The sequence below is a fragment of the Limnoglobus roseus genome (assembly GCF_008254045.1).
GTDB classification, from domain to species: Bacteria; Planctomycetota; Planctomycetia; order Gemmatales; family Gemmataceae; genus Limnoglobus; species Limnoglobus roseus.
In genome coordinates this window covers 1,237,947-1,264,583 of the sequence record NZ_CP042425.1, presented here as the reverse complement: position 1 = coordinate 1,264,583, position 26,637 = coordinate 1,237,947, and the positions used below count along the sequence as shown (strand labels likewise).

Annotated in this window: 28 protein-coding genes, 1 tRNA gene and 1 pseudogene; 20 read left to right on the top strand and 10 right to left on the bottom strand. The window is 64.0% G+C overall.

The window, feature by feature from the left end:
* The first annotated feature begins 235 nt into the window (after positions 1-235).
* From PX52LOC_RS05040 to PX52LOC_RS05030, 3 genes are all read left to right on the top strand, one after another.
* Positions 236-1,795 carry a phage tail tape measure protein gene (locus PX52LOC_RS05040; protein ID WP_149109064.1) on the top strand — a complete coding sequence of 520 codons (1,560 nt, stop codon included), beginning with the start codon at positions 236-238 and terminating at the stop codon, positions 1,793-1,795.
* 20 nt (positions 1,796-1,815) lie between these two features.
* The gene (locus PX52LOC_RS05035) at positions 1,816-2,238 is read left to right on the top strand and encodes a hypothetical protein (RefSeq protein ID WP_149109063.1); all 423 of its coding nucleotides are present in this window, start codon (positions 1,816-1,818) and stop codon (positions 2,236-2,238) included.
* Positions 2,239-2,388: 150 nt separating this feature from the next.
* Positions 2,389-2,955, top strand: coding sequence for a hypothetical protein (locus PX52LOC_RS05030; protein ID WP_149109062.1), 567 nt, complete (start codon positions 2,389-2,391; stop codon positions 2,953-2,955).
* Positions 2,956-3,125: 170 nt separating this feature from the next.
* On the opposite strand, the gene PX52LOC_RS05025 is transcribed toward PX52LOC_RS05030, so the two are convergent.
* The 3 genes from PX52LOC_RS05025 to PX52LOC_RS05015 all read right to left on the bottom strand — a co-directional run bounded on the left by PX52LOC_RS05025 (position 3,126) and on the right by PX52LOC_RS05015 (position 4,389).
* Positions 3,126-3,350 carry a hypothetical protein gene (locus PX52LOC_RS05025; protein WP_149109061.1) on the bottom strand — a complete coding sequence of 75 codons (225 nt, stop codon included), beginning with the start codon at positions 3,348-3,350 and terminating at the stop codon, positions 3,126-3,128.
* 183 nt (positions 3,351-3,533) lie between these two features.
* The gene (locus tag PX52LOC_RS05020) at positions 3,534-3,986 is read right to left on the bottom strand and encodes a GAF domain-containing protein (protein ID WP_168218810.1); all 453 of its coding nucleotides are present in this window, start codon (positions 3,984-3,986) and stop codon (positions 3,534-3,536) included.
* A gap of 46 nt (positions 3,987-4,032) precedes the next feature.
* The gene (locus tag PX52LOC_RS05015) at positions 4,033-4,389 is read right to left on the bottom strand and encodes a hypothetical protein (protein WP_149109059.1); all 357 of its coding nucleotides are present in this window, start codon (positions 4,387-4,389) and stop codon (positions 4,033-4,035) included.
* Between the two features lie 481 nt (positions 4,390-4,870).
* Between PX52LOC_RS05015 and PX52LOC_RS05010 the strand changes: the two genes are divergently transcribed.
* From PX52LOC_RS05010 to PX52LOC_RS04995, 4 genes are all read left to right on the top strand, one after another.
* Positions 4,871-5,125, top strand: a complete 255-nt coding sequence (locus tag PX52LOC_RS05010) for a hypothetical protein (protein ID WP_149108978.1) — start codon at positions 4,871-4,873, stop codon at positions 5,123-5,125.
* Positions 5,126-5,186: 61 nt separating this feature from the next.
* Entirely contained in the window at positions 5,187-6,356 is a 1,170-nt protein-coding gene (locus PX52LOC_RS05005) for a sigma-70 family RNA polymerase sigma factor (protein WP_149109058.1), read from the top strand.
* Between the two features lie 1,049 nt (positions 6,357-7,405).
* A complete protein-coding gene (locus PX52LOC_RS05000; protein WP_168218809.1) occupies positions 7,406-7,837 on the top strand; it encodes a DUF2262 domain-containing protein in 432 nt (143 codons plus the stop codon).
* Between the two features lie 500 nt (positions 7,838-8,337).
* Positions 8,338-9,469, top strand: a protein-coding gene (locus tag PX52LOC_RS04995) for an IS3 family transposase (RefSeq protein WP_390637529.1) whose coding sequence is annotated in 2 segments (ribosomal slippage) — positions 8,338-8,619 and positions 8,621-9,469 — 1,131 coding nt in all. Because the reading frame shifts where the segments join, the coding sequence is not laid out codon by codon here.
* Between the two features lie 197 nt (positions 9,470-9,666).
* Here PX52LOC_RS04995 and PX52LOC_RS04990 read toward each other — a convergent pair.
* The 4 genes from PX52LOC_RS04990 to PX52LOC_RS04975 all read right to left on the bottom strand — a co-directional run bounded on the left by PX52LOC_RS04990 (position 9,667) and on the right by PX52LOC_RS04975 (position 12,227).
* Positions 9,667-9,990: a DUF3800 domain-containing protein gene (locus tag PX52LOC_RS04990; RefSeq protein ID WP_149109056.1), complete on the bottom strand. Its 324-nt coding sequence runs from the start codon at positions 9,988-9,990 to the stop codon at positions 9,667-9,669.
* Positions 9,991-10,131: 141 nt separating this feature from the next.
* Positions 10,132-11,263 (bottom strand): IS3 family transposase gene (locus tag PX52LOC_RS04985; RefSeq protein ID WP_390637529.1). Its coding sequence is split into 2 segments (ribosomal slippage): positions 10,132-10,980 and positions 10,982-11,263, totalling 1,131 coding nucleotides; the frame shifts between segments, so codons are not numbered across the junction.
* A gap of 28 nt (positions 11,264-11,291) precedes the next feature.
* Positions 11,292-11,570 (bottom strand): DUF3800 domain-containing protein, encoded by a 279-nt coding sequence (locus PX52LOC_RS04980; RefSeq protein ID WP_149109055.1) that lies wholly within the window; start codon positions 11,568-11,570, stop codon positions 11,292-11,294.
* A gap of 447 nt (positions 11,571-12,017) precedes the next feature.
* Positions 12,018-12,227, bottom strand: coding sequence for a hypothetical protein (locus PX52LOC_RS04975; RefSeq protein WP_149109054.1), 210 nt, complete (start codon positions 12,225-12,227; stop codon positions 12,018-12,020).
* 21 nt (positions 12,228-12,248) lie between these two features.
* On the opposite strand from PX52LOC_RS04975, the gene PX52LOC_RS04970 reads away from it, so the two are divergent.
* The gene (locus tag PX52LOC_RS04970; RefSeq protein ID WP_168218807.1) at positions 12,249-13,094 is read left to right on the top strand and encodes a DnaB-like helicase C-terminal domain-containing protein; all 846 of its coding nucleotides are present in this window, start codon (positions 12,249-12,251) and stop codon (positions 13,092-13,094) included.
* A gap of 146 nt (positions 13,095-13,240) precedes the next feature.
* Positions 13,241-13,474 carry a helix-turn-helix domain-containing protein gene (locus tag PX52LOC_RS04965; protein WP_149109052.1) on the top strand — a complete coding sequence of 78 codons (234 nt, stop codon included), beginning with the start codon at positions 13,241-13,243 and terminating at the stop codon, positions 13,472-13,474.
* An 11-nt stretch (positions 13,475-13,485) separates the two neighbouring features.
* On the opposite strand, the gene PX52LOC_RS40235 is transcribed toward PX52LOC_RS04965, so the two are convergent.
* Positions 13,486-13,689: a hypothetical protein gene (locus PX52LOC_RS40235; RefSeq protein WP_168218806.1), complete on the bottom strand. Its 204-nt coding sequence runs from the start codon at positions 13,687-13,689 to the stop codon at positions 13,486-13,488.
* On the opposite strand from PX52LOC_RS40235, the pseudogene PX52LOC_RS43720 reads away from it, so the two are divergent.
* Positions 13,600-14,538 (top strand): annotated as a pseudogene (locus PX52LOC_RS43720) (tyrosine-type recombinase/integrase); the annotation flags it as partial. The gene PX52LOC_RS40235 and the pseudogene PX52LOC_RS43720 overlap by 90 nt on opposite strands.
* 248 nt (positions 14,539-14,786) lie before the next feature.
* Here the strand turns inward: PX52LOC_RS43720 and PX52LOC_RS04955 are convergent.
* Positions 14,787-14,859, bottom strand: a tRNA-Glu gene (locus PX52LOC_RS04955).
* A gap of 172 nt (positions 14,860-15,031) precedes the next feature.
* Here PX52LOC_RS04955 and trxA point away from each other — a divergent pair.
* From trxA to dapA, 9 genes are all read left to right on the top strand, one after another.
* Positions 15,032-15,361, top strand: a complete 330-nt coding sequence (gene trxA, locus PX52LOC_RS04950; protein ID WP_149109051.1) for a thioredoxin — start codon at positions 15,032-15,034, stop codon at positions 15,359-15,361.
* 77 nt (positions 15,362-15,438) lie between these two features.
* Positions 15,439-15,912, top strand: coding sequence for a DNA starvation/stationary phase protection protein Dps (gene dps / locus PX52LOC_RS04945; RefSeq protein ID WP_149109050.1), 474 nt, complete (start codon positions 15,439-15,441; stop codon positions 15,910-15,912).
* A gap of 166 nt (positions 15,913-16,078) precedes the next feature.
* On the top strand, positions 16,079-16,438 hold the full coding sequence (yajC, locus tag PX52LOC_RS04940; protein WP_149109049.1) for a preprotein translocase subunit YajC: 360 nt from the start codon (positions 16,079-16,081) through the stop codon (positions 16,436-16,438).
* A gap of 38 nt (positions 16,439-16,476) precedes the next feature.
* Complete coding sequence (secD, locus tag PX52LOC_RS04935; RefSeq protein WP_149109048.1) at positions 16,477-19,806, top strand: protein translocase subunit SecD; 3,330 nt, start codon at positions 16,477-16,479, stop codon at positions 19,804-19,806.
* A gap of 262 nt (positions 19,807-20,068) precedes the next feature.
* Entirely contained in the window at positions 20,069-21,232 is a 1,164-nt protein-coding gene (locus PX52LOC_RS04930; RefSeq protein ID WP_149109047.1) for a serine hydrolase domain-containing protein, read from the top strand.
* Positions 21,233-21,274: 42 nt separating this feature from the next.
* Positions 21,275-21,658, top strand: a complete 384-nt coding sequence (locus tag PX52LOC_RS43715) for a DUF4288 domain-containing protein (protein WP_149109046.1) — start codon at positions 21,275-21,277, stop codon at positions 21,656-21,658.
* A complete protein-coding gene (locus tag PX52LOC_RS40225) occupies positions 21,655-21,786 on the top strand; it encodes a dihydrodipicolinate synthase family protein (RefSeq protein ID WP_168218805.1) in 132 nt (43 codons plus the stop codon). Before PX52LOC_RS43715 ends, PX52LOC_RS40225 begins: the two co-directional genes overlap by 4 nt.
* 39 nt (positions 21,787-21,825) lie before the next feature.
* Positions 21,826-22,170 (top strand): hypothetical protein, encoded by a 345-nt coding sequence (locus tag PX52LOC_RS04915; protein WP_149109044.1) that lies wholly within the window; start codon positions 21,826-21,828, stop codon positions 22,168-22,170.
* A gap of 42 nt (positions 22,171-22,212) precedes the next feature.
* Complete coding sequence (gene dapA, locus PX52LOC_RS04910) at positions 22,213-23,097, top strand: 4-hydroxy-tetrahydrodipicolinate synthase (RefSeq protein ID WP_149109043.1); 885 nt, start codon at positions 22,213-22,215, stop codon at positions 23,095-23,097.
* Here the strand turns inward: dapA and PX52LOC_RS04905 are convergent, their stop codons facing one another.
* On the bottom strand, positions 23,098-24,213 hold the full coding sequence (locus PX52LOC_RS04905; protein WP_149109042.1) for a type VI secretion system protein TssA: 1,116 nt from the start codon (positions 24,211-24,213) through the stop codon (positions 23,098-23,100). It abuts the gene before it with no gap.
* 150 nt (positions 24,214-24,363) lie between these two features.
* Here PX52LOC_RS04905 and PX52LOC_RS04900 point away from each other — a divergent pair, with 150 nt between their 5' ends.
* Entirely contained in the window at positions 24,364-26,637 is a 2,274-nt protein-coding gene (locus tag PX52LOC_RS04900; RefSeq protein ID WP_149109041.1) for a spermidine synthase, read from the top strand.

The window sequence follows — 26,637 nt, the reverse complement described above, 5'->3', positions numbered from 1 at the left end:
TCACCCACCTCCATCATACCCTCGCCCATGTGGCGTTCGTGTCCGTTCGGTGTGCACTTCATGAACCTTCGCCTAGAAATGCGACTTGGTGCAACCTTTGACGACGGGCAGGGCGGCCGGGGTGGCGAGCGATACCCGGCCCGCTTCGTTTGCTCGGGACCGCGAAGCGCAAGAACGGGTGGGCGGTCCCGCTCCGTCCCGACCGTCGTCCCGCCCTCGTTCACCGCGAGTCATCATGTCCGCCTCCATCGGCACCGCCAGTCTCATCCTGTCCGCCAACGCCGAGAAACTTCAGTCCGGCCTCGACGGTGCATACTCGAAGATATCCGCCTGGAAGAATTCCGTTACTTCGAACGTGTCGAAGTTCAACGTCGGCGGCCTGCTCGGTAACTTCGGCCTCGGCAAGCTCGGCGTGCCGCTGGCGATCGCGTCGGGCGGGTTCAAGATGCTCGGCGATGCCGTCGCGTCCATCAAGGACTTGTCGGCCATCGGCCGTCAGGCCCAATCGCTCGGGGTGTCGTCGTCCGCGTTCATGGCTCTCGGCGCGGCCGCGAAGAAGGCGGGGCTAGACCTGCCGGAGTTCGGCAACCTGCTCGGCAAGATGAGCGCGAAGATTGCGATCGGCAGTGAGCAAACTTCGCAAGCGCTCGGCGGTATCGGCTTGAGCCTCGGCCAACTTCGCGGCATGAATGGGGCGGATCAATTCCTCGCCATCGCCGACGCCATTTCGAAGACGCAGAATTCGGGCACGCAGGCAGCAGCGGCGATGCGGATGTTCGAAGAGGCCGGGTTGCGGCTCTTGCCGACGCTTCAGCAGGGCGGGGATAAGCTCCGGGCCTTCATGGCCTCTCAGAAGGGCATGGGGGCCGCGCTCTCCGATGACGACATGGGGATCGTCCAGAAGGCCAACGCCGCCCTACCGAAGATCGAGGCCGCGTTCACCGGCCTGTGGAATCGCGTGGTCGTGGCGATGGCCCCGTTGATCGAAAAAGTGGGTGCCGCCGTCGGTAGCCTCTTCACCAAATTACAGCCGGCTTTCGATTGGGTTGCGCGGGCTTATACCACCTACTCTGAGATCGCGCTGGCTTTTTACGAAGAGGTTGCTGACGGCATCTCGGCGGGCATATCTGCGATCGCCGATTGGGCGGCGGCCCTCTTTGATTTCGGCGGCACGTGGCCGACGGTCGGCGAGGTGGTGACTAACGTGATGGAGTTCATCGGCAAGGCCGGCGCGTATGCGTTCGACGTGCTGAAGGTCGGGGCCGGGGCCGTGGGCATCGCCCTGTCGCTGCTCGTGGACGGGTTCGGCTTGCTCGTTCGGGGCATCAAGAACCTGCTGATCGTCGCGGCCGAGTTACCGTCCTCCCTCGGCGGGGACGTGTTCAAGGACGCCGCGAACCGCGTCGGGCGATTCCAAGACGGCGTCGAGAACGCTGCGGCCGGCATGCGGGCGTGGGGGGTGAACGCGATCACCTCGTTCGGGCAGTCGGCCGCCGGCGTGGATCGGTTCTTCGACAAGCTCAGGAACAAGAAGAAGGATATCGACGCGGGCTTGGCCGACACCGGGGCCATCATGGCCGGCATTGAGGACAAGAAACACAAGGGCGACGACAAGAACGGGGCCATCATCAAGGGGTCGAAGGAAGATTACTCGATTAACGCCCAGATCAAGATGGAGGCGATGAAGCAAACGGACCAACAGAAGCGACAAATCACCGAGCTGCAACTCATCCGCGGGGCGGTCGACAAGTTGCGGGAACAAATGTCAAACATGCAACCGATGCCCACCGTGTAACCCGCCCGGAGACGTTCGTCATGACCGCGACCATCGAAGATCGTGATCTCCCGTTCCTCGCCATGCTCCTCGGCGCTCGGGACGGCGTCTTCCGCGCCGACCGTTTCGGGCCGGCGGAAGAGTTCGTGTCCGAACTGCGGCGGCGGTGGCGGGCGAAGGGGCACCCGTGGTCGGCGACGGCGGCCGAGTGGGACGGGCAGGACGACGTGGGATCACGGGCTCAGGCGATGCGATTGCATGAGATGGGCGTGATCCGGCTGAACCTGCGCGGGGATGCGATCGCGTCGGCCCACATCAAGCTGCCGAAGGAGACGGCGGCGGCGGTACGCGAAGCCGTGAGAGCCGGGCGGGCAGGGGAAGGCGATGACGCTGCTGCGTGGATCGCGTACCGTCAGGCCCGACGGTTCATGCGGAAGAAGTTGGCGGGCGAGATGACGAATTGAAGTGGATGGTGTTCGAGACGGTCGTGTTCTAACCCCGTGGGTTCGCGCCCGCGGCCGTGGGTGGTGGGCGGCGATGAAATTATTCTTGACTTCATACGATGATGCCCGGATATTCCATTCCGCCGCCCACTCACCCAAGGGTTTCGTGTCATGAAATGGCTCATCGCTGTGACGCTCGCCTTCTCGCTCACGTTGACGGGGCAAGCCGCGTTCATCGTGAACGGGAACTTCGAAACCGGCAGCCTTTCACCGTGGTCTTCGGTGAACACCACGATCAGTTCGAACGGAAATTTGCCGGGCAGTACCTTTAATGCCGCCTTCCTGGTCGGCAACTCGACCCTCACCCAGATCCTCAGTCTGCCCGCTCCCGGGGCGTACAACCTGTCCTTTCAACTGGCCTTTGCCGGCAGCGACCCTTCGGACGTGGTGAACGTGACGCTCGGCGGGGTGTCCGCCTTCCATCTGACATCGTCACCGAGCCCCGGCAATTACGTTTCGTACACGACGACGGTCAACGCGACCATTACGAATCCCGCACTCCAGTTCAGCACCACAAGCAACACCCACTTGTACCGCCTCGACAACGTGGATGTGACTGCGGCGTCCGCCGCGGTGGTCACTCCTGAGCCGGCGTCGCTAACGTCGTTGGGGATCGGCCTCGCCGTCCTGTCCTGCAATCGTCTCCTTCGGCGCCGCAAGAGCCACGCTGAGGTATAAACGGCGGCTTCAACTTCGAGGCCGTCAGGCCGTACCCGCGTGGCTTCGCGCCGGCGACCGCGGGGCGTAGATTGATGCTCAGCCGTCCGGGTGAGGAGACTCGGGCGGTCAGGGGCGGCGGGCGACTGAGACCCGTCGCCCCGCTTCATTGACACTTCGGGTTCATCGCGTTAATCCCCCGGCTGGATGCCCAAGCGGCCAAGCGCGTGCTGGCTGATGAAACCGCAGTGGGTACACGCCACGATGACGGCGGGGAGCATGGCGTTCTCGTCCGGGATGGGGATGTCCACCTCCGTGACGATCTCGAAGTGTAACGTCCCGCACCGAGAGCAAGGCCTCGTGGCCCCTTTGGCGATCAGCGCCCGGATGACTTCTTCCCGCACTTCCTGGTTCATGCCGCGTGCCCTCCTGCGTTGGAATGCGATCGGCGGACGTGCTGTCGGGACGCACACTTTTTATGACCTCCGTCCGGGGAGATCAAACCTCCCCCGTACCGGTCCGACTGGCAACAGTCGATAAGCTCACCTTCGAGAATCGACCCCGCCGATAGCCTTGGCTGGGGTTCTTCGTTTCGGGTGTCACGCCCCGTCCGGGGACAGGTTGTGCCCGTGACGGACCAGCAGGGCTGAGAAGTAGATCATGAGTTCGACCGCGGCCGGCGTGACCCCGACCGGCTCGGTATCGTAGTGGCAGAGGGTGCCGAAGATCGTCCCGTTGGTGTTCACCAGTGGCACACCGCAGTAGGCTTGAATCTTGAACTGCGCCTCGTGGAGCATCACCCGCTCGTCCACCGTCGCGTCGGCCAACAAGAACGGGCCGCCCTCCTCCTTCACGTAGACGCAGTACGTCGCCTCGATCGGATGGTCCTTCCCCTCGCACACGTCCGGATTCTCCCGGTCATAGAAGAACAGGTTGTGCGTCCGTGACGGGCCGAACCGGTACATGGCCGTGAACCGGTGGCCGGACGTCCGGTTCAGCACGGTCAACGCCGCCCGGATGCCGTCGCGGGTGAGGGCCTCTGTCAGTTCCACGTGTTGTGCCGCCGTGTCCATCCTGTCATGCTAGGGCGATCCCGGCTCACGGCTGGTGGCATTCGTCGATCTCGCCCACCCGGCGGTAGAACTCGTCCCGCTTCGCCGGATTTACTTCTTCCACGCCGAGGAACTCTTGAACGATATGATTCAGCCCGACGGCCTGTGCAGGACTCACGCCCTCGCCATTTAGCCGGCGGACGCTCTGCTGTAGGACGGCGGTCGTAACCCGCTGCGCGTCGGTCAGTCGCCAGTGGTTCGACCCGATCGCATCCAAGGCAGTTGCGAGGATCGCCAGGAGCTTCGCCGGTCGCTCGGGTTCGCCGCCGTCGAGAGAATGCGGAAGCCGCCGAGCCACCTCCCGGGCCAAGGTGTAGAGCCGTGAAACACTGTCACCGTCCATGCGGGGCATCTCGTGAGTCGGGACGAGAGGACGTGAGGAGTAGGCCGCAAGATAGGGGCATGGCCGGCGGAAGGAAGCGAACTCGGTCCGAGCCTCAGAACCAAAAACCAGTACAAGCATCGTCCGCCCCAATAGCCGACAGCCAATAGGCCCGTCGCCATATGGGGCGCAGGATGAGGGGACGCCGGGGCGATCGTCAGGGGGTAGGGGCGGGTCGAATTCCTGGGGCGGGCCGCGTGTAGACCGACCGGTCAGCCGCAAAAAAACTCACGGGAGTTTTGAAAACTTCGAGGGGGAGGGGTTGGATGGGTCGATTTCGGCCGGACGGATCATCCCGCCCGATGGCGACGACCGGCACCGCCCGCACGACGCACATTCCGACCCGACACATTCTCGCCTTACACCCTTGATCGGACACCCCGGCGGCGCTCTCGTTGCAGGTTTCGGCGGGTTCACGTCTCAACCCGGGGAGATCAGGGCAATGGGTTCTTCGTCGTGCGTGGTCGTGCTGAGCGGGCGGGCAGTGTTTGCGTGGGTCGTAGCCGAGGGGACGGGCGTGCGCCTCCGCGTCCTGTCGCGGGAGTGGGACGCCCTCGGGTTGGCGGAAGGGCAGACGGTGCGGATCGACGGCCCCGGCTTGCCCGGCGGGTCGATGCTCATCGGGGCGGTCCGGGAGTCGGCATCCGGCCGCACGGTCGTGGTACTCGCCCCGCCGATCGTCGCCCGGCGGCGGTGAACGACGGTCGGCCGCGGGGGACGCCATCCGCAATAACGGGAAGCCCCTCACGGAGTTCCCCATGTGCCAAGCCCCTCCCGCAACGCCCTCGAAGTACACCCGCGAAGAGCGCGGCGCCATGCTCGCTCAGGCAGACCGGAGCATCGGTAAGGTCGTGCTCCGAATGTTCCCGTTGCACCACTTCGACGACGTGATGCAGGACGTCCGGATTGAAGTCTTGAAGGCGATGGACAAGTTCGACCCGGCCCGCGGGGCGGCGTGGGTCACGTACGCCACTGGCATCGCCAAGCGGGCGATCCTCCGCATCCGCGAATCGCAGTTCATAACCGAGCCGGTCGCGGCGGCGCTACTGCGGAACCCGCACGGCTTCGACATCACGTTTGAGGAGATGGCGAGCGGCTACCCTTCGCCGGACGCCAGCGTTCTGGGCCCGGATGCCGACGCGGGTGAATTGGACGACGAAGACGGCGACGAGGCGCACCGGGCCGTGCGGGCGGCCGTGGCGGAACCGCTGCTCGCCAACCTCTCCCCGGCGGCCCGGGCGATCGTGGAGCCGATCGTCCTCGACGGGATGACCCCGGCGCAAGTCGCGGACCGGATCGGCCGGTCGGTGAAGGACGTGAAGTTGATGCTCCGCAACGCCACCAAGACGCTAGCCGCGGGCAATCCGGCCGTTCAAAGGGCGCTGGGAAGCGAATGGAAGCCTCAGAGGCCGAGAAAGTCGTCGGGGCGTGCGCGGGCCGTGACGCGCAGCAAGAAGTGTGACGAGCTGGAGCCCGTGGCGATCGCCGCGCTGCAAGAGTTCGGGCCGGTCATGCGCCCCATCGCGGAAAGGATTGGTGTCGGCAAGGACACGCTGGCGAGTTGGCCGCGGTTCCGGGAGGCCTACGACCGCATGGCGGCCGAGTTCCCTTCGGTGAAGGCGTTCCAACTCCAAGCGAAGGCGATCGAGGTATTGAAGGACTGCGGGCCGATCCTCCACCGGATCGCGAAGCAGGTCGGGGTGAGCGGTATCACGTTGTTGAGGTGGCCCGGCTTCCGTGCGGCATTCGAACTGGCTCAGGCCACATCGACAGTCGAGGAGCCGCGGCCGGAACCGATCCCCGCCGCGTTCCCAATCGCGCCGTCCCCCAGCCCTCGGAGCGGCCACGGATGGCACTTCGGCAAGCGGCTCGCCCCGTGGACGGCGCGCACCCTGGGCCAACGGGGGCGTCGAGCGGGGAAGCGATAGCGGCGGGTTTGTAGAGTACGAAACAAACCTACTCAGTCGGTGGGTTCAACTCGTAGCGGTCTAATTCTGACCAGCCGAGATCGCTTTTAGCCTATTCTTGCCGTCGAACTCCAATTGAATCCAGAGCTCTGCGTTTGGCCATATGCGGCTACCATTCTGCATTCGTACCAGATACCAGAGGAGCCGATCTCCTCCTTTGTCATACACGACAGAGTACGGTAAGCCTTTGGCGTTGAGCCAAGCTTCAACCTGTTCGCAAGACGATCCAACAGGTAGGGCCGATTGAGCTTGGTAGTGAAGCCGCCACACGCGAACCCCATTGCGAGGACCACATGCGAACTCGCCCGCTCCGGCGGCCCCAGCAATCAGGAGGCCCACCAATCCCCACAGCACGGCACGGGGAACGGGGGCAATAAGGAGTCGGTGCATGATCGGGCCACCCGGGCGACATGCTAAAGCCTAACGTGCCCGGCATCTCGCCGCAACCGCGTTGCCGGACCGCCTTCCCACTCAGCAACACTCCGTCCGCTTCGGTGCTTGCAGTCGTGGCCCTCGGCCACTACGCTTGGGGTGTTGTCCCAGTTGTGGAGGGGCAATTGCGTATGTCCCGAAGCGGTACAGAATCACAGTTTCGGTGACGGGGGGCATGGTTTGTTTCCAGGTGCGGACTACGAGCGCGTTGCACCGACTCAATGCGGACGCTGCGGCGGGACAGAGTTCGACCGGCGGGGGCGGGTCGGCCTGTGGGACGGCGGGCGAGGAAGCGGCTGCACCTACGAGGCGGTTTGTCGGGCGTGTGGCGCGATTTGGCACTCGCTCTCCGACCCGTTCGCCTGTCGGGACCGGCCGCAGTCATTGGAGTGGTTCTCCCGGGACGCAGACGCCGGATTAGGCGATGCACCAAATCCGGCGATGCCTTGACCCGTTGCTCACTCTGCGACGTGCCGGTCAGGTTGGTTCTTGCAGCCACTGACAGGGCCGAATAGTGTGCCGATGCTTGATGCATCGGCCCAGTCTAATGATCTGTTCGGCTGCGGAGGACTTCGGCGGTGGGCGAACCGTTGCACGACGAGACGTTCGGCCGGTTGGAGTGGGACGCGGTGCTGAAGTGCTGGCTTGGCGGTATCGATTGGCCGCCCGGTCTGTACACCGAGGTCGCCATCTGGCTGCCCAACGGCGACCTTGCAGCCGGACTCCACCAAGCCCGCGAAAGCCTGAACTGGCTTCGCGGTCATGAGGAACAGGCTCGGCTCGCTGTCGCGGCAGAGATGGTCAAGGTTTACAACGACGCCTGGCGGGACGAGGACGAGCCGATCACTGCGGCCGAGTTCGCCGGCCGCACCGAATTGGCGCGGATAGGTTTCGAGGACGACGGGTCATTGCTCCTGTCCTATGACGGCCGCGACATGTTCGGTGGGCACGTCATCGACGGCGTGTTTGACGCGGACAGATCGTTCAGCGGAGGCAAACTAATCGGGTAGCTATGGCACGCCGAATCGGTCAATGCACAGGCCCCGGCAAACTCGTTGACCCCTTGCTCGGCCAGCCCTGTTCGGGGCGGTGAATACCCCCCCCCTTCGAAACCCCCGGGAGTTTTTGTGCGCCTGACCGGTCGGTCTACAGCGACAGAGGGCCAGCGATTTACCATGCCCCTCCCTTTGGTGTTGCGGGTATCGAGAGGGAACAACGTATCGGCTGTCATCCGCGACGATCGAAAGTGACGACGATTTTGTTGGGTACGAAACAAAATTTACCGCGATTCGGACCGTGGATTTGAGATGCTTTTTCGTCGCAATCTCTTGTTGGGTAATTTCTTGTGGTTTTTTTATCGCAAAACATTGCAAAAATGATTGCGAACCGCCGCGCAACATTTCGCATCAAAGTCTGTTGACAGGCCTGCGCTCCGTTCGATAATAAGGTATAGTGGACCCCGAAACTGAGACCGCCAGGTAAGCTACTCTGGCGGCCCTCGGAGGTGGTCCTGATGACGGCGAAGCGGAAGACCCACACGGCGGCGTTCAAAGCCCAGGTCGCTCTGGCCGCGGTGAAGGGCGACAAGACGGTCAACGAGTTGGCCGCCCACTTCGGCGTCCACCCGACCCTCATCCACGGGTGGAAGAAGCAACTCCTGGCCGGGGCCGAGGCCGTGTTCGCCGCCGGAGCGAAGGCGGTCGCCCCCGGCGACGACCAGACACCCGCGCTGTACGAGCAGATCGGCCGGCTCAAGGTCGAGCTCGACTGGGTGAAAAAAAAAGCTGCGACGTTCGGTTGACGACCTGCGGCCGCTGATCGACCCCGGGCACGCCGACCTGAGCGTCCGTCGGCAGTGCCAACTGGTCGGGCTCGGCCGGGCCACGTACTACCGGGGGCCGGCCGAGGAGTCGGCCGACAACCTGGCCCTCATGCGGCGGATCGACGAGCAGTACACGGCCTGCCCGTTCTACGGCAGCCGGCGGATCGCCCGGTGGCTGGCCCGCAACGGCCACCCGGCGAACCGCAAGCGGGTCCAGCGGTTGCTCCGGGTCATGGGCCTGGAAGCCATCCACCCGAAGCCGAAGCTGTCGGCCGGGCGGGGCCACCCGGTGTACCCGTACCTCCTCCGCGGCGTGCCGATCGACCGCGTCGGGCAGGTGTGGAGTGCCGACATTACATACCTGCCGCTGCCCGGCGGGTTCATGTACTTGGCCGCCACCATCGACTGGTACAGCCGGTACGTGGTGGCCTGGCGGTTGTCGAACACGCTCGACGGGGCGTTCTGCCGGGACATGCTGGACGAGGCGTTGGCGGCCGGCACCCCGGAGGTGTTCAACACCGATCAAGGGGTGCAGTTCACGGCCGGGGCGTGGGTCGAGCGGGTGGAGGCGGCCGGGGCGCGGGTGAGCATGGACGGCCGGGGGCGGTGCCTGGACAACGTGTTCGTCGAGCGGCTGTGGCGGACGGTGAAGTACGAGGACGTGTTCCTGCGGGGATACGAGACGGTGACCGAGTTGGAGCGGGGGTTGAAGGCGTACTTCACCTTCTACAACGAGGCCCGCTTGCACCAGTCACTGGGGTACAAGACCCCGGCCGAGGTGTACCGGGCCGGACGGTCAAAAGAGCCGGCGAAGGAGTAGCTTAAATTCGTCGGTTTTTGGTCTCGCAAATGGGGTCCACTATAAGGATGGGCAGTAAGCACTAGCGGACAGGGTAGCCGTGACTGGTTGCAAAACTGGAAACCGGCTAGGGAACACTAAATGGACCCGTCCGTGAACGGTTCGGCAATGCCGAGCCCCGTGCAACAGTGATCAGTTGAGGGAGGGGTGATTAAAAATCATCCCTCCTTTCTTTTTGCAAGTTGCAAATCGCACGGGATCTGTTTGCGGGCGATCAGATGGAAGTAGGGGCATCTACCTTCCAGATTTCTTCGTGCCGCTCCACAGACCATGTCGGCGAGTTGGATTAAGTCCTCCACTTCAGACTTCCCATCTTTCACCTTCTTGACTAATGCGGCACCCGGTTGGCGAGGTGATTTGAGCGCCAGAAACCCCTTTCGGATTAGCGAGAAGTAATCCGCATCAGTGTGCCGATCCACCTTCACATGCTCGTTGAGCGGGGAACCCTTCGTCGCCTCAGCGATCAGGTAAAACTCGTTCAAGGATGTCGTGAGTTGAGCGACCGCGGATCGGATGACGAACTCGCTTGTCTTGCAATCGTCGGGAAGCGTGCTCTTGTCGATGATTGCTACTGCAAAATATAGTGGACCCCATTTGCGAGACCAAAAACCGACGAATTTAAGCTACTCCTTCGCCGGCTCTTTTGACCGTCCGGCCCGGTACACCTCGGCCGGGGTCTTGTACCCCAGTGACTGGTGCAAGCGGGCCTCGTTGTAGAAGGTGAAGTACGCCTTCAACCCCCGCTCCAACTCGGTCACCGTCTCGTATCCCCGCAGGAACACGTCCTCGTACTTCACCGTCCGCCACAGCCGCTCGACGAACACGTTGTCCAGGCACCGCCCCCGGCCGTCCATGCTCACCCGCGCCCCGGCCGCCTCCACCCGCTCGACCCACGCCCCGGCCGTGAACTGCACCCCTTGATCGGTGTTGAACACCTCCGGGGTGCCGGCCGCCAACGCCTCGTCCAGCATGTCCCGGCAGAACGCCCCGTCGAGCGTGTTCGACAACCGCCAGGCCACCACGTACCGGCTGTACCAGTCGATGGTGGCGGCCAAGTACATGAACCCGCCGGGCAGCGGCAGGTATGTAATGTCGGCACTCCACACCTGCCCGACGCGGTCGATCGGCACGCCGCGGAGGAGGTACGGGTACACCGGGTGGCCCCGCCCGGCCGACAGCTTCGGCTTCGGGTGGATGGCTTCCAGGCCCATGACCCGGAGCAACCGCTGGACCCGCTTGCGGTTCGCCGGGTGGCCGTTGCGGGCCAGCCACCGGGCGATCCGCCGGCTGCCGTAGAACGGGCAGGCCGTGTACTGCTCGTCGATCCGCCGCATGAGGGCCAGGTTGTCGGCCGACTCCTCGGCCGGCCCCCGGTAGTACGTGGCCCGGCCGAGCCCGACCAGTTGGCACTGCCGACGGACGCTCAGGTCGGCGTGCCCGGGGTCGATCAGCGGCCGCAGGTCGTCAACCGAACGTCGCAGCTTTTTTTTTCACCCAGTCGAGCTCGACCTTGAGCCGGCCGATCTGCTCGTACAGCGCGGGTGTCTGGTCGTCGCCGGGGGCGACCGCCTTCGCTCCGGCGGCGAACACGGCCTCGGCCCCGGCCAGGAGTTGCTTCTTCCACCCGTGGATGAGGGTCGGGTGGACGCCGAAGTGGGCGGCCAACTCGTTGACCGTCTTGTCGCCCTTCACCGCGGCCAGAGCGACCTGGGCTTTGAACGCCGCCGTGTGGGTCTTCCGCTTCGCCGTCATCAGGACCACCTCCGAGGGCCGCCAGAGTAGCTTACCTGGCGGTCTCAGTTTCGGGGTCCACTATAAAATGAAAGCTCTCCCCGGACACGGCATGAAAGAACGCCTCATGCTCGGCAGGGCGGCCCATGCTCGATTTGAACTCGTGCGTCTTGGGGGACTTTTTAAGCACATTTGATCGGTAGTTCTGAATAACTGACTTGCACTTCACCTCGTGATCGACCGTCTCGCAGTAGACCGCGGAGAGACAGAATAGAGGGGAACAAGCGTCACCGATTCCGAAGTCGCCCGACTCGTCAACGTAGGTGGGCAAGCGTCAACTCCGATGCCCACTCGGTTCCAGTGGAGAGGATGCCAGCCGATTCGCGGCGTGTTGGAGAGCACCAATTTCCCATCGAAAAAATGCGACCCGAAGTCTTCACTTTGTAACGAAAAAACCATATTTTTGGGTCTGTTGTTGAAACGCACCGCCGCCCGGCGAGATAGAATAATCGAGCCGGGCGGCGGTGCGTTTCAACAACAGACCACGAGAGATTCGAAATCGCCTTATTTTTAAGTCGTTTTCACTCAGTACAATTTCCCAGAGCCTCGTTACCCCTTCTCGCCGCCTTCAGCGGCCCGCCCGGGCCTCACCCCTTCTCGCCGCCCGCCTTCGGCAACCGCCCCTCAGCCCTGCGCTTTGTCCTTCTCGGGCGGCCCGCCGTCTTCCTATGGTGGCTTGCCCTTCTTTGCTGGGTGGGCAGAAGACGATAATCGTCCCTCAGTCTTTCACGTTGTCATAGAGTCCGGGATAAACCCCTTTGGATTGCAGGAACTGCGTCAAAAGCTTCTCAATGACGGTTTGTTTGCTTGGCGGAAATTCTTGCTGCTTGCAATACAGTTCCAAGGCTTCCATCATCGGCCTGGGTATCCGAAGGGTGAACGTCGCCACTTCTTCTTTGGGTGAACGACCCTTTTTATCTTTTCCCATGCGGGAATCGTCCCCATCCGCGTGGCCCTCAGTTCCGTGACGCGGCGGATCGACGATACGGCAGAGGGTCGGAACAAACCGACCGTCATCACCACCGGCTTGCCCGGCATCGACAAGTTCCTAGCCGGCGGGTTACGTCCGGGTCAACTCGCCGTTCTGGCCGCACGGCCGGGGTACGGCAAGAGCGCGGCCGCGCTCTGCATGGCTCGGGCCGCCGCCGAGGCCGGCTTCCCGACGCTCGTCGTGTCGCTGGAGATGACGGCCGACGAGAACGCGGAACGGCTCTTGGCTGCGGCGACGAGCGTTCCGCTGCCGCGGCTCCGGGATGCCAACTTGACGCCCGAACAAACCGACCAAATCACGGCCGAGATGGAGCCGAGCGGGCTGGCCGGGTTGCCGCTGTACGTGTGCGATCAGGGCGGGCTCTCGGATTCGGCGTTGGCCGATCTCGTGCGGACGGCCGCCGACCGGCACGGCGTAAAGTTCGTCGCCTGCGACTACCTTCAATTGCTCCGGGGGGATGACGCCGGCATGAAGCGATACCAGCAGGTGGGGGCGTCGTCGCGGGCGATGAAGGCTCTGGCCAAGGAAACCGGCGTTGCGTTCCTCTGCCTCGCCCAACTCAACCGGGAAGTCGAAAACCGAGAAGGCGGCAAGCCGCGTCCGTCGGACCTCCGCGACTCCGGGGAGATCGAGCAGGACGCGGATGTGATCTTGCTCCTGCAACCGCTCGACGACGACCCGAAGTTGCGCGTCCACCGCGTCGATTGTCACGTGGCCAAACAGCGGAACGGAGCAACCGGGACCGTCGAACTCGACTACGTCCGCTTCCTGACCAAGTTCGAGCCGAGAAGCGTTGACCGCTGAGCCGGTAACCCTCGCCGTTCTCCTATACGCGGGCGAACGGCCTCCCGGACGGGAAAAGGTCCTCTCCGAGCAGTGAACGGCCGTTTACGGCCATCCTAGAGCCAGCAAACGCCTAACCCTACAACCCCACCCCTGCGAGATCATCCATGAAACGAGTTGCACTTTCCGCACCGCCGGTACAAACTGAACGCGCCGAGGGATCGCCTTGGACGATGGACGAGGCCGCCGCGTTCCTGCGCCTGTCCGTCTCCACACTGGTCCGGATGGAGAAGGCCGGAACGCTCCGAGTCTTCCGACCGCACAAACGCAATGTCCTCATCACCGACGAGGAAGTGCGGCGGATCGCGAACGGCATCGAACTCACAAAGGGGATCGCGTAATGGCTTCGATGTCACCCCGCGCCGACGGTAGTTGGATGATCCAGTGGAGCGATCGCTTGAAGAAGCGGCGGACGCTGTACCTCGGTGCCGTCACGAAGAAGGTCGCCGATCAGGTCAAGGCGAAGGTGGAGTACCTGAACGCGCTCGCCATCGCCGGCCTGCCCCTCGACGCCGACGCCGCACGGTGGCTGGCTGCGATCAGCGACGAGTTGCATGCGAAACTTGCGGCTGTCGGTCTGGTGGCCCCGCGGCCGCGCTCCGAGTCGTGTTCCCTCGCCGAGCTACTCGCCCGCTACCGTGACGAGCGTGAGGCGAAGAACAAGCCCGGCAGCCGGACGAATCACCGGACGATCTCCAACGACTTGGCCGGGCACTTCCCGAAGGCGATCGCGGCCGACGTGCGGCGGATCGACGCATCGGCGGCGGAAGGATTCCTCACCGCCCTTCGTGAACGCGGGCTGGCGAGTGCGACCATTGCCCGGAGAGTTCGCCGAGCTCGGTCGATCTTCGCCTTTGCGGTTGAGTCGAGGCTGATCGAGGCCAACCCGTTCGAGAGCGTGAGCGCGCCGACCATCCTCCCGGCCGAGCGGAAGGCGTACTTGCCGGCCGCGGACGCCGGGCGGTTGCTGGCCATCGCGAACCCGACTTGGCGGACGATCATCGCTCTCGCCCGGTTCGGCGGTCTGCGGTGTCCATCCGAAGTCCTCACCCTGCGTCGGGATGACATCGACCTGAAGCGGGAGAGAATGACGATACGCCCGCCGAAGATGGAGACGGTCGAAGGTAAGGAAACCCGGGTCTGCCCGATCTTTGCGGACCTCCGGCCGTATCTCGCCGAGGCCCTGGCGTTGGGAGAACCATCAGCGGTGTACGTCGTTGCCGGCAAGCAGGCCGACCGCTACCGCAAGTCGTGCCAGGGGCCGAACGGATGGGTTAACAGCAACCTGCGAACGCAGTTCGAGCGAATCATCAAGCGGGCCGGGCTGGAAGCATGGCCTCGCATCTTCCACACGTTGCGGGCGAGTTGCGAGACGGATTTGATGGAAATGGGGTTCCCACTATCGGCGGTCGCCGAATGGCTCGGCCACTCCACGGAAATCGCCCTAAAGCACTACGCCCGCGTGCCAGAACATCTGATGAGCCGGGCCGCAACTACTACTGCAAATTCTACTGCATCACTACTGCAAAATGGACTGCATTCAGAGCCGGCCACAAGCCGTCAGGAAATGCCAGAGCCGCCGGAATCCCCCACGAATGAAGGCTTCCGACGGCTCTTGATGGCTTCTGGCGGACACAGCCAGATGCCTTTAAGTGACCCTGCGGGGATTCGAACCCCGGTCTCAACCTTGAAAGGGTCGTGTCCTAGGCCTCTAGACGACAGGGCCACGTCTAAGGCTCTGCATTTTTAGGGCGAACGGGCGGTGGCGTCAACCCTCGGCCGGCGGTTTCCTTGAAAGCCGGTTGGCGAATTCGGGTAGACTCTATTATCTTGCGAGAAATGTGCTTACAATACCGTGGTGTTCGCCGCCCGCGGTGAATCCTTACCAGGAGTCAAATATGGCCAGCCCGAACGTGATCGAATTCTCCGAAACCAACTTTAGCCAGGAAGTGGCGAGCGGCACACTCGTCGTCGCCGACTTCTGGGCACCGTGGTGCGGGCCGTGCCGGCAGCTCAGCCCCGTCATCGACAAAATCGCCGACCAGTACGCGGGCAAGGTGAAAGTCGGTAAGGTCAACGTCGACGAGAACATGGAACTCGCCACGAAGTACGATGTGGCCACCATCCCCCGGATCATGCTGTTCAAGGGGAACGACCAGCCGATTTTCCTACACGTCGGCACCATTGACCCGACCTCGCTGACGAAGGTCATCGACCAAAATATCTAAGACTGCCGCGCCTATCATGAGTTGCCCAGGGCCGTTCGCCCTGGGCTTTTCTTTTCCTCCAACCCGAAAGGACAACGATGCACCCTACTAAGAACAGCCTGTCGGCCGCCACCCGCGAGAAGGTGGCCGGCATTCTCAATCAGGTTCTCGCGAACCTCACCGACCTGTACTCGCAGACGAAGCAGGCCCACTGGAACGTCCGCGGCCCGCGGTTCATCATGTTGCACGAACTCTTCGACAAACTGGCCGACACAGTCGAAGACGAAATCGACCCGGTGGCCGAGCGGATTACGGCTCTCGGCGGCGTCGCGAAGGGGACGATCCGCCTGGCGGCCGCGAACAGCAAGTTGCCGGAGTTCCCGGCAGACTTGAAGGACGAAAACGCCTACGTCACCGGATTGGTCGAGCGGTACAGCCAAACGGCCAATGACGTTCGTAAGTCGATCGACGAGATCGACGGCCTCGGCGACACGGGGTCGGCCGACCTGATTACGGGCACCGTTCGCGAACTCGATCAGGCGTTGTGGTTCCTGGAATCGCACCTGCAATGACGGCCGAGTCGGTCCGTCGTCCCGGCCCGTGGGGCGAGCAGAGGGAATCGCTCCGACCCTTTGCTCGCCCCGCGGGCCGGTGGCGTTACCCCCTATCGGGGTGGGCGATGTCGGGCCGAGTGCCTAGAACGAGAGTTCCGATTTTGCAGACAGGAACCGAGCCGCCATGCCCGCGTACATATTAATCGCCCAAGACCCTGCCCCGGCGACCGACGCCCCGACCAAGAAACAGCAGGCCGGGCCGTTCGGCGATCCCATGTTCCCCATGCTGCTGATGGGGCTCGCGGTCGTCTTCCTGTTCATCCTGCCGATGCGCAAACAAAAGCGAGAACAGCAGCAGATGCTGTCCAGCGTCAAGCGGGGCGCGAGGGTCGTCACCACCAGTGGCATCATCGGCACCGTCGTGACCGTCAAGGACAACGAAGACGAGATGACCATCCGCTCGGAAGACGCGAAGATCAAGGTCCTGAAGAGTTCCATCGCCCGCGTTCTGGGGCAAGAAGAATCGGAACCGGCGAAGGCGTAACACACCACCACCTCACGAAATCTTCGGTATCGGACGCCATGCAACGCAACTTTCTCCGCGGCCTGCTCATCTGCCTCATCCCGACCGTCCTCTTCGGGGCGGCGGCCGTGTTCGGCACGTACCGCAAAGGGATCGACCTGGCCGGCGGGACCATCCTCGTTTACGAGGTGGACCTGAGCAAGAACGTCAAGGACAAGAAGGATGCCGCCGACGGCGACGCCGAGGGCCGGGGGCTGTCCAGCGAGGACATGCACAAGCTCGCCGAGTCGCTGAAGCGGCGGATCGACCCGGTCGACACCCGCAACGTCATCATCCGCCCAGTCGGCGGGTCGCGGATCGAAATCCTCGTGCCGTTCACCCCGACGGCCAAGAAGCAGGCCGGCACGGAAGACTTCGTGCAGGAAGTGAAAGACCTCGTCTCCCGCGTCGGCGTGTTGGAGTTCCGCATCCTCGCGAACGACACCGACGACAAGGAAGGCTTCGAGGAAGCGCTCGATACCGTCAACAACCAATACCCGCCGGAGCAGGCCGAGAAGGACGCCAAGTTCGGCGAAGCGCCGCCGGTCCCGCGGCGGTCCGACTACCACGTGTCGATTAACGGCACCGACGCCTCCAACGTGAAGTACGAGTGGATCGAACTCGGCAAGGAAGAGCGGAACTCGCTCGGCCTGAGCAACTCGTTCGGCGGGGCCGAAGGGGGCAAGGGCGGCCTGTGGATGCAACTCGCCGCCCAACGTGGCAAGGCAGTTTCCCACAACTACAGTAACGAACGCGGCGAGCGGGCGTCGTACCTGTTGTTCAGCCGGCCGTTCACGAAGGTCAACCCGGCGAAGGAAGAAGTCGGCAAGGAAGTCGAGTACTTCATCCTCACGCGGGTTTCCGACCAGGATCAAGTCAAGGTCGGCGGCGACATCAACCTGAACGCCTTCCCGGAGAGCCAGAACTTCGACTGGGCCGTCGGCTTCCAGTTCAACGGCGCGGGGAGCGCCAAGTTCGGGCAGGTCACGAACCGCAACCGCCCGACGGCCAACCAGACGGTCCGCCATCTGGCCGTGCTGCTCGACAACAAGGTGATGTCCGCCCCGCAACTGAACAGCCAGATCACCGGCAAGGGCCAGATCAGCGGGAAGTTCACGAAGGAGAGCGTGGATCGCCTCGTGTACATCCTCAAGTCCGGGGCGCTCACGGCCGAACTGAAGCCGAACCCGGTCAGCGAAAACTCCGTCGGTGCGACGCTCGGCGAGGACACGAAGAACAAGGGTCTGCTCGCCGTCGGCCTGTCGTTCGGGGCCGTGATGCTGTTCATGATGGGCTACTACCGCTTCGCCGGGATCGTGGCCTGCGTTGCTCTGCTCATCAACCTGCTGCTCACCATCGGCTTCATGGTCGCCGTCAACGCGGCCTTCACGCTCGCCGGCCTCGCGGGCATCGTGTTGATGCTCGGCATGGCCGTGGACGCGAACGTGCTGATCTACGAGCGGCTCCGCGAAGAACGCGAGAAGGGGGCGACCCTCGCCGCCGCGCTTCGTGCCGGCTACGACCGGGCACTGCCGACGATTATCGACACGCACGTGTCGAGCATCTTCACCGCCATCGTGCTGTTCGTCTTCGGTAACGACAACCTCAAGGGGTTCGCCGTCAGCCTGACGGTCGGCCTCATCATCAGTCTGTTCACGTCGCTGTACGTCACGCGGCTGATCTTCGACTACTGGCAGTCCCGCCGGTGGCTCCGCGAGTTGAAGATGATGCGGCTGTTCGCCCGCCCGAACATCAACTTCATGCGGATCCGCCACGCGATGTTCGCCGTGACCGCCATCCTGACGGTCGCCGGTCTCGGCCTGTTCTTGGCCCGCGGCGACGACGTGCTGAACGTGGACTTCCGCGGTGGTACCGTCTACGGCGGCCGCCTCGCCGAAGCCACCGGCCTGAGCACCGCCGGCGGCAAGACCGGCCTCCTCGACCTGCTCTCGGAGAAACGGCAGGCCGAAAGGTTGAAGGTGACGGACGCCCGCGAGGTGACGACCCAGGGCAAGACTGACACGAACACGTGGGAAATCTTCTACGCGGGCGACCCGAAGCCGGCGGTGGTGACGTTCGCCAACAAGCCGGCCGGCAAGGACGACGTGATCAAGCGGGCGGAGAAGTTGCCCGACGTGTCGGCCGAGCAGGTGAAGGTCAACGCGATGGGCGACGACCAACTCCCGAGCGGCGAGTCGAAGTCGTTCACCATCCGCACGACGGAGAAGGAAAAGGACCTCGTCCAGGTCATGCTCGACCGCCTCCTCCGCGACGACAACGGCCAACCGTTGATGGACCTGCCGAAGTTGGAGAAGTGGGAAACCACGGACGCGACGACCAAGCTGTTCTTCTCGAAGCCGGCGTCGGTGTCCTACGTGCAATCGCTCTTGAAGCGGGTCTTCCACCAGAAGAGCCGCGAGCCACTGTCCGGGTCGTCGTTCGTGCTGTCGCCGGTCTACTCGGCCGACGGCACCCCCGACCGCGACCGCGAGGCGGCGACCAGCAAGTTCACGGCGATGACCCTCGACGTGTCGGGGAACACCGAGTTTGCCGCACTGAAAGAAGCAATCGAGAGCCACAAGACGATGAGCCGGCCGGTGGTGATGGCGGCCGTCGGGTCGTTCGCCCCGGCAGTGCTGAACAGCCCGAAGGCCGAGGAAGAGCGGGCCGCGATCGACGGCATCCTGACGGAACTGAAGACGACGGTCGAATCCCGCCCGGTGCCGGACCGCCTGGAAACCTTCGACGCCGGCCTCGCCAAGGAGACGCAGAGCCGGGCGTTGTTCGCCATCGTGGCGAGTTGGATCGCGATCCTGTTGTACCTCTGGTTCCGCTTCGGCTCGTGGACCTTCGGCCTCGCGGCGGTGTTCTGCCTGATCCACGACCTCTGCTTCACGCTCGGGGCGATCGCGATCTGCCACTACCTGCACGCGATTCCGGCCCTGGGCACGCTGTTCCAGATTCAGGACTACAAGATCGACCTCGCCGCCGTGGCCGCCCTGCTGACGCTGGTCGGCTACTCGGTGAACGACACGATCGTGGTCTTCGACCGCATCCGCGAAGTCCGCGGCAAGAACCCGCTGCTGACCGAGCAGATGATTAACGACAGCGTGAACCAAACGCTGAGCCGCACGGTGCTGGCCTCGCTGACCGTCTTCCTGGTGGTCGGCGTCCTCTACTGGTTCGGCGGCGACGGCGTCCACCTGTTCGCCTTCGTGATGGTGGTCGGCGTCATCATCGGCACGTACTCCTCGATCTACGTCGCCGCCCCGCTGCTCTTGCTCTTCGGCGAAGGCAAGCCGAAGGTCGAGGCGGGCGAAACGACGACGGGAACGCTGGCGAAGGTGTAACGAGCGGCGGGGTTTGTACCGCTCGCTTTCTCGGGATACTCGCAAAAGCCCTCCGACCTCTTGGTCGGAGGGCTTTTCTGTTTCACGTTGCCGCGATTGCGCCCTGCCCTGCCCCGACCTCCGCGGTCAACGGTACTCTCGTCGCGGCGGCGAAAAGTGCTATCGTTTGTGCAGCGGCCACGCCTCTTGAAATCACAGTAGGGATGAAGCCGGGGGAGACAGACGGAGAAGAGTCAACCAACCGCACGAAGGGAACCAAAGCATGAGAAGCAAACTCACAAGCGTCGCGATGGGCCTGATGTTGATGGGTTTGACCTCATCCGCCTCCGCGGCCGACGGCGACCCGCCGGCCAGCCCCGAAGTCACGGCGGCCATGCAGTCGTACCGGGACCACTACCAACTCGCCGGGGTCATCGGCATCATTGCTGACCGGACGGGGAAGGTTCACTACAAGAACCTGCTCGGCTATGCGGACGTCGAGGCGAAGAAACCGATCCGCGAGGACAACGTCTTCTGGATCGCGTCGATGACGAAGATGTTCGCCGGGGCTTCCATCATGATGCTGGTGGACGAGGGCAAGGTCAGCCTGGACGACCCCGTGACGAAGTTCATCCCGCAACTCGGCAAGTGGATGGTCGTGGAAGAAAAGGACGCATCCCACACCCTCCTGAAAGCCCCGGCTCGCCCCGTCACGATCCGGCACGTGCTCAGCCACACCAGCGGCCTGGCCGGCATGTCCGAGCTTCAGCAGGTCACGGGGGCGGACAGCACGCCGCTGAAGGCCCGCGCGATTAGCTCGGTGACGGGTCCCCTCCAATGGCAGCCCGGCGACAAGTACGCCTACGGCAATCAGGGCATGAACGTCGCCGCCCGCATCGTCGAGATCGTCAGCGGCACGCCCTACGAGGAGTTCCTCCAGAAGCGATTCTTCGACCCGCTGGGAATGACCGAGACGACCTTCTGGCCGAGCGAAGCGCAAATCGCTCGGCTGGCCGGCGCGTACGGCCCGAACAAGGCAAAGAACGGTTTCGCCCGGGGCACCGTCGGCTTCTTGACCAAGCCGTGGAGCGATCGGGTTCACCGCTTCCCCGAAGCCGGGGGCGGCCTGTTCTCCACCACGCACGACATTTTCCGCTACGGCCTCCTGCTGGCCAACGACGGCGAACTGGACGGCAAACGCTACCTGTCGCACGCGGCGATGGACGAACTGCGGAAAGAGCAAACCGGGAAGACCAAGGTCAATTACAGCCTCGGCTATCACCTCCGCAACGGCATGTTCGGCCACGACGGGGCTTACGGCACCGACTTGTCCGTCAACCCGAAGACCGGCATGGTGGCCATTTTCATGGTGCAATGCACCGGCGGCGACCAGTGGGCGGCCCGCGATCTGTTTCTCAAGACGGCCACGCAGGTCTTCCCAAAATGAACCGTTTAGCCCTCTGACTCTTCCCAAGACTCTCCCTAAGTCATGAACCGATACGCGGCAAAACTCCTGTTCCAGTTCCGAGTCAGGATTGGTACGGAGGATGGGAAGAAGAGGCTGTGTGAGGAACGTATCGTCGCCTTTCAGGCCGTCTCAGCCCGTGCTGCACTAACTTCAGCCAAGCGGCGAGGAAAAAGTGGGGAGCATTCGTATGCGAACGGTGATGGAAATGCGGTTTACTTCGAGTTCATCGGCGTAATGGAGTTGGTCTGTCTTGATCCGCAGTGCGGCCCGGACGAAGTATGGTACGAGATCAAAGAACGACTTTTGCCAAAGGAGCGGAAACGGAGACTGATACCTCCAGAGTCGGTCTTGGAAGCTATCCGCAACGAACCTCAATCTCCATCCACCAGAGTTACCCGTCGATGAACCTTCACGGCATCATCCCGCCCGTCGTCACGCCGTTCCGCGCCGACGAGTCACTCGACCTCGGCGCGATGCAGAAGCACATCGACTTCATGCTGTCGCACGGCGTCCACGGCATCTTCTCGGTCTGAACCGCCCTTGATTTCCACCTGCACTCGGCTTCACCTCTCATGCTTTCAGATGAACGAGAAACTGAAGTTACGGAGCTACTCGAAGCCTTCGTTCCGAACCTCCTTTCTGAACGAAAGTATGAAGTTTTCGTTGCCAACCTGTTCCGTTCAGAACGGGGACGGTGGTTGAGCGCCGAACAACTCTGTCCGAAAGTGGACGACGTAGACGACTTTTTTCGTCGTCTTGCTGGTTTGGTGAAGCGGGAACTGCTTGTTGTCTGGCTCGACCACCCGGACGCCGAAGGCGAATACAGCTATGTTCACTTTTACCTTGAAGACTACTTTTGGACGACTTCCGCCATCTACAACCTGCGGCTCCTTTCGAGAGAAGTGAGCGACGAGTAAAGCGCGGAAAGTCTGAAAGCCCCCTAACTACGGAACCACCGAATGAACCTGCACGGCATCATCCCGCCCGTCGTCACGCCGTTCCACGCTGACGAGTCGCTCGACCTCGGCGCGATGCAGAAGCACATCGACTTCATGCTGTCGCACGGCGTCCACGGCATCTTCGTCCTCGGCACAACCGGCGAGTTCTACGCCCTCGACGACGGCGAGAAGCAGCAAGTCGTCGCGGCGGCGATGGCCCACGTCAACGGCCGCGTGCCGGTGTACGTCGGCACCGGGGCCGAGTCGACCCGCGAAGTCGTGCGGCTGACCAAGATGGCCGAGCGCGAAGGGGCGGCCGGCGTGTCGGTCATCACGCCGTACTTCCTCAAGCCGACGCAGGCCGAATTGGTCGAACACTTCCGCCGCGTGGCGGGCAGCACGTCGAAGGCGGTCGTGCTCTACAACAACCCGGCGACGTGCGGCGGCCTGAGCATCGAGCCGGAGACGGTGGCGAAGCTGGCGGAGGTGCATAACATCGTCGGCATCAAGGACTCGTCCGGCGACTTGCAGAACACCATCGAGATCATCCGCCGCGTGCCGGAGCGGTTCGCGGTGCTGAACGGCCGCGACACGCTCATCGCGGCGGCTCTGATGTTCGGGGCGAAGGGGGCGATTCCCGCGTCGTGCAACATCGCCCCGGAGTTGTGCGTCGGCATCTACGAATCGCACGCGAAGGGCGACCTCGCGGCGGCGGCAACGTACCAAGCCCGGCTGCACCCGGTGCGGTTGGCGATGGCGATGGGCACCGGCAACGGGGCGATCAAGGAGGCGATGGCCCTGCTCGGTCGGCCCGCGGGGCCGAACCGCTTGCCGATCCTGCCGCTCGACGCCGACAAGCGGGCGAAGCTCAAGGCCATCCTCGACGCGGCCGGCGTGCGGGGGTAATCACGACTGCTCGGCGAGCGGGTTGCGGATGAAGTCCAGCAGCTTCGTGTCGGAGTTGAGGCGGTCCACCAGTTCCGGGAACTTCATGTCCCGCATTTCCATCGCCCGGCGGATCATGAACGGCACCGGGCTGTGCGGGTCGAACTTTTCCAACAGGTTCGTCAGTTCGTTCAGCCTCACGTAAAGTTCGTCTCGCGAGCGGATCGCACCGACGTTCACCCCGCCCCCGCTGCCGCCCCCGACCATCGCGGTCGGGGCCGCGGCCGCGGGCGAGTCGCCGCCGAAGGCGTCGCCGGACGCGGGAGCGTCGGCCGCCGCGGGCGCTTCGCCGCCCCGCAGGCGGAGGGCTTCGCGCGTCATCGTCTGGCAGTCCTGGAGCGCCTTCCGCAAGCTCCCCAGGCCCGGCGCGTTCGACCCGGCCCTCGCGTCCAGCGCCGCGACGAGGCCTTGGAGGATGCTCAGCGATTCCGTGATGTCCTCGTCCAGCAGTCGCAGTTGCGCGACCTGATCCGGCCCGGCCGCTGCGACGGCCGCCCGGAAGTCGTCCTGCGAAACCTTCGGCGGCCGCTTCGGGTCGAACGACTGGCAACTCAGGAACGAGATCGGTTCCCCCCCGGTGGTGTTGAGCAGCGTGATCCCCCGCACGCTGGCCGGAAAGAACGGCGTCTTGACCTCGTCGTCGATGTACGTGAACGGCATCACCCGCCCCTCGACGTCGTCCGGGTCGTCCGGGTTTTCGATGATCGGGTGCATCCGGTCCCAGCACTCGTCGCACAGGCCCTTCAACAACTTCAGGCCGTCGCGAAGCCCGGCGAACTTGAACTTCTTCGTCAGCGCTTCGGTCATCGCCAGGGCGACGGACAGTTCCTTGCCGGACTTGCCGAGGAACTGCGTGCCGAACTGGATGATCTTGTCCCACTGCGGCACGGTCTTCTGCTTCTCGGAAAGCCGCGGGTCTTGGCGCTCCTCGGCCGACAGGTCGCGCTCGGGGTCGAAGTCCTCCTGGTACTCCTTCAGCTTGTTGCGCTCGAGAATTGACGGCCGGCCCCCGGCCGGGTCGTCACCGTTGATCGGGGCGAGGAGCGGTTCGACCGGCAAGACCGTGGGCGAAGGCATTGGCAGGCTCCGCGAAGAAGGGTGGCGCGATGGAGATGATACCAGCCCGGGCGGCGGAAGGAACGGGGAAACGCGGGAACTTTTGCCGTGGCAACGACGGGACCGGCCGCCTATCCCAACGGTGTCCGCGACTCACCCCGGAGACGTTTCGTGCTGCCGACGCTGTTCGCCCTGACGGTCTTCCTCGCGGCCGCACTGGCCTTCCTCGTCGAGCCGATGATCGGCAAACAACTGCTACCCGTGTTGGGCGGGACGCCGGGCGTGTGGAACACGTGCCTGGTGTTCTTCCAGGTGGTGCTGCTGCTCGGTTACTTCTTGTCGCACCGGCTCACGCGACTGCCGGCGAAGGCGCAGCTCGGCCTGCACGTCGCCTTGCTGCTCGCGGCCGTGGCGGTGTTGTTCCTCGGCGACCGGCTGAAGCCACAGGCGGGGCTGGTGCCGACGGACAGCGAGATGCCGGTGCTGGCGGTACTGGCGGTGCTGGCGGCGGCGGTGGGCGGACCGTTCCTGGTGCTGTCGATGACGGCCCCGCTGTTGCAATCGTGGTACGCGCGGTCCGGCCGGAACCCGTACCCGCTCTACGCGGCCAGCAACCTCGGCAGCTTCGCCGGGCTGTTGAGCTATCCGTTGCTGATTGAGCCGTTGCTCCCGCTGGCGGAACAGCGATGGCTATGGGCGGTGGCGTTCGGGGTGGTGGTGACGCTCATCGCGGCGTGCGGGGTGGTAAGCCTGTTTAGCGGCGATGCTTCGGAGAGCGGAGTGGAAGAGGGAACCCCGTCTGACAACGCGGAAGCATTGCGGGATGGATCGCAGGCGTTTTCTTCAACTCCGCACTCCGCACTCCGCACTCCGCACTCCCCGCTTCGCTGGGTCGCACTCGCGGCGTTACCGTCGAGCCTGCTGATGAGCGTGACGACGCACCTGACCACCGACATCGCCCCGGTGCCGCTGTTGTGGGTCGTGCCGCTAGCGCTGTACCTGCTCAGCTTCGTCATCGTCTTCGCCCGGTGGTCGGATCGTGCGCGGAAACTCGTCGGCCGGCTGACGCCGATGTTCCTGTGCTTCCTCGCCGTCGCGCTGCTCATGCGGGCGAACACGCCGATCATCGTCGTTGCGGCGATCCACCTCGCGACGTTCTTCCTGGTGGCGCTCCTCTGCCACGGCGAACTCGCGGCCAACCGCCCGCCGCCGGAACGCCTCACCGCGTTCTACCTCTGGCTGTCGGTTGGCGGCGTGGTCGGCGGGCTGGCGAACACGCTCGTCGCACCACTCTTGTTCGCCAGCCTCGGCAACCTCGAATACCCGCTCGCGCTGATCCTCGCCGGGCTGGTGCGGCCGCCTTCGGACGTGGTGAAATCGAAGCTCAAGCCGATGGACGGCGTCTGGCCGTTCGCCCTCGGGATCTTCACCGCCGTACTCGTCGTCGGCGTGCCGTGGGTGTTCGGGCCACCGTCAACGAACGTGGGGGACGACATGCAAGACCGCCTCATTCGCGGCGGCCTGTCGTTCGGCATTCCGGCCGCGTTCGCGTTCGCCCTCGTCTGGCGGCCGGTGCGATTCGCCCTGTGCTTGGCCGTGCTGCTTGTCGTCGGCTCATTCGCCCCGAACCCGCACGGCACGGTGCTGGCCACGCACCGCAACTACTTCGGCACCCTCCGCGTGACGGAGAGCGAAGACGGCCGCTTCCACCGCATCGTCCACGGCACGACGCTGCACGGCCAGCAACTCTGGCCGAGCGCGGGCCGGCCCGACCCGGCGACGTACTACCACCGCAAGGGGCCGTTCGGCCGACTGATGGAGAAGATGCCCGCGGCGAACCGGCAGCGCGTCGGCGTGGTCGGCCTCGGCTGCGGGGCGACGGCCGCGTACGCCGACGCGGGGCAGGCGTGGACCTTCTACGAAATCGACCCGGCCGTGGTGCGGGTGGCGGAAGATGCGAAGTACTTCACGTTCCTCTCGACGTGCCCTGCCGACTTGAACGTCGTCCTCGGCGACGCCCGCCGTCAGCTAGTGACCGCCCCCGACGGCGGCTTCGATGTCCTCGTGCTGGACGCCTTCAGTTCCGACGCGGTGCCGGTCCACCTGCTGACGCGCGAGGCGTTCGAGCTATACCTTCGCAAGCTGAAGCCGAACGGCGTGCTGGCCCTGCACGTGTCGAACCGCTACCTCGACCTGCCGCCGTTGGTCGGCCGGGTGCTGCACGCGATCGAGCCGGGGCTGGTGGTGAAGATCGACGACGATCAAATCCCGACGGAGGCGAACAAGGCGACGGGGCAAACGGGTTCGACGTGGGTGATCGCCGCCCGTCGGGTGGAAGACTTCGGCCCGCCGGACCCGCACTGGCAACCGCTCCGCGACACGCCGGGTCCGGTGTGGACCGACGACTTCTCGAACTTGCTCGGCGTGTGGAAAGCGGGCGACTGA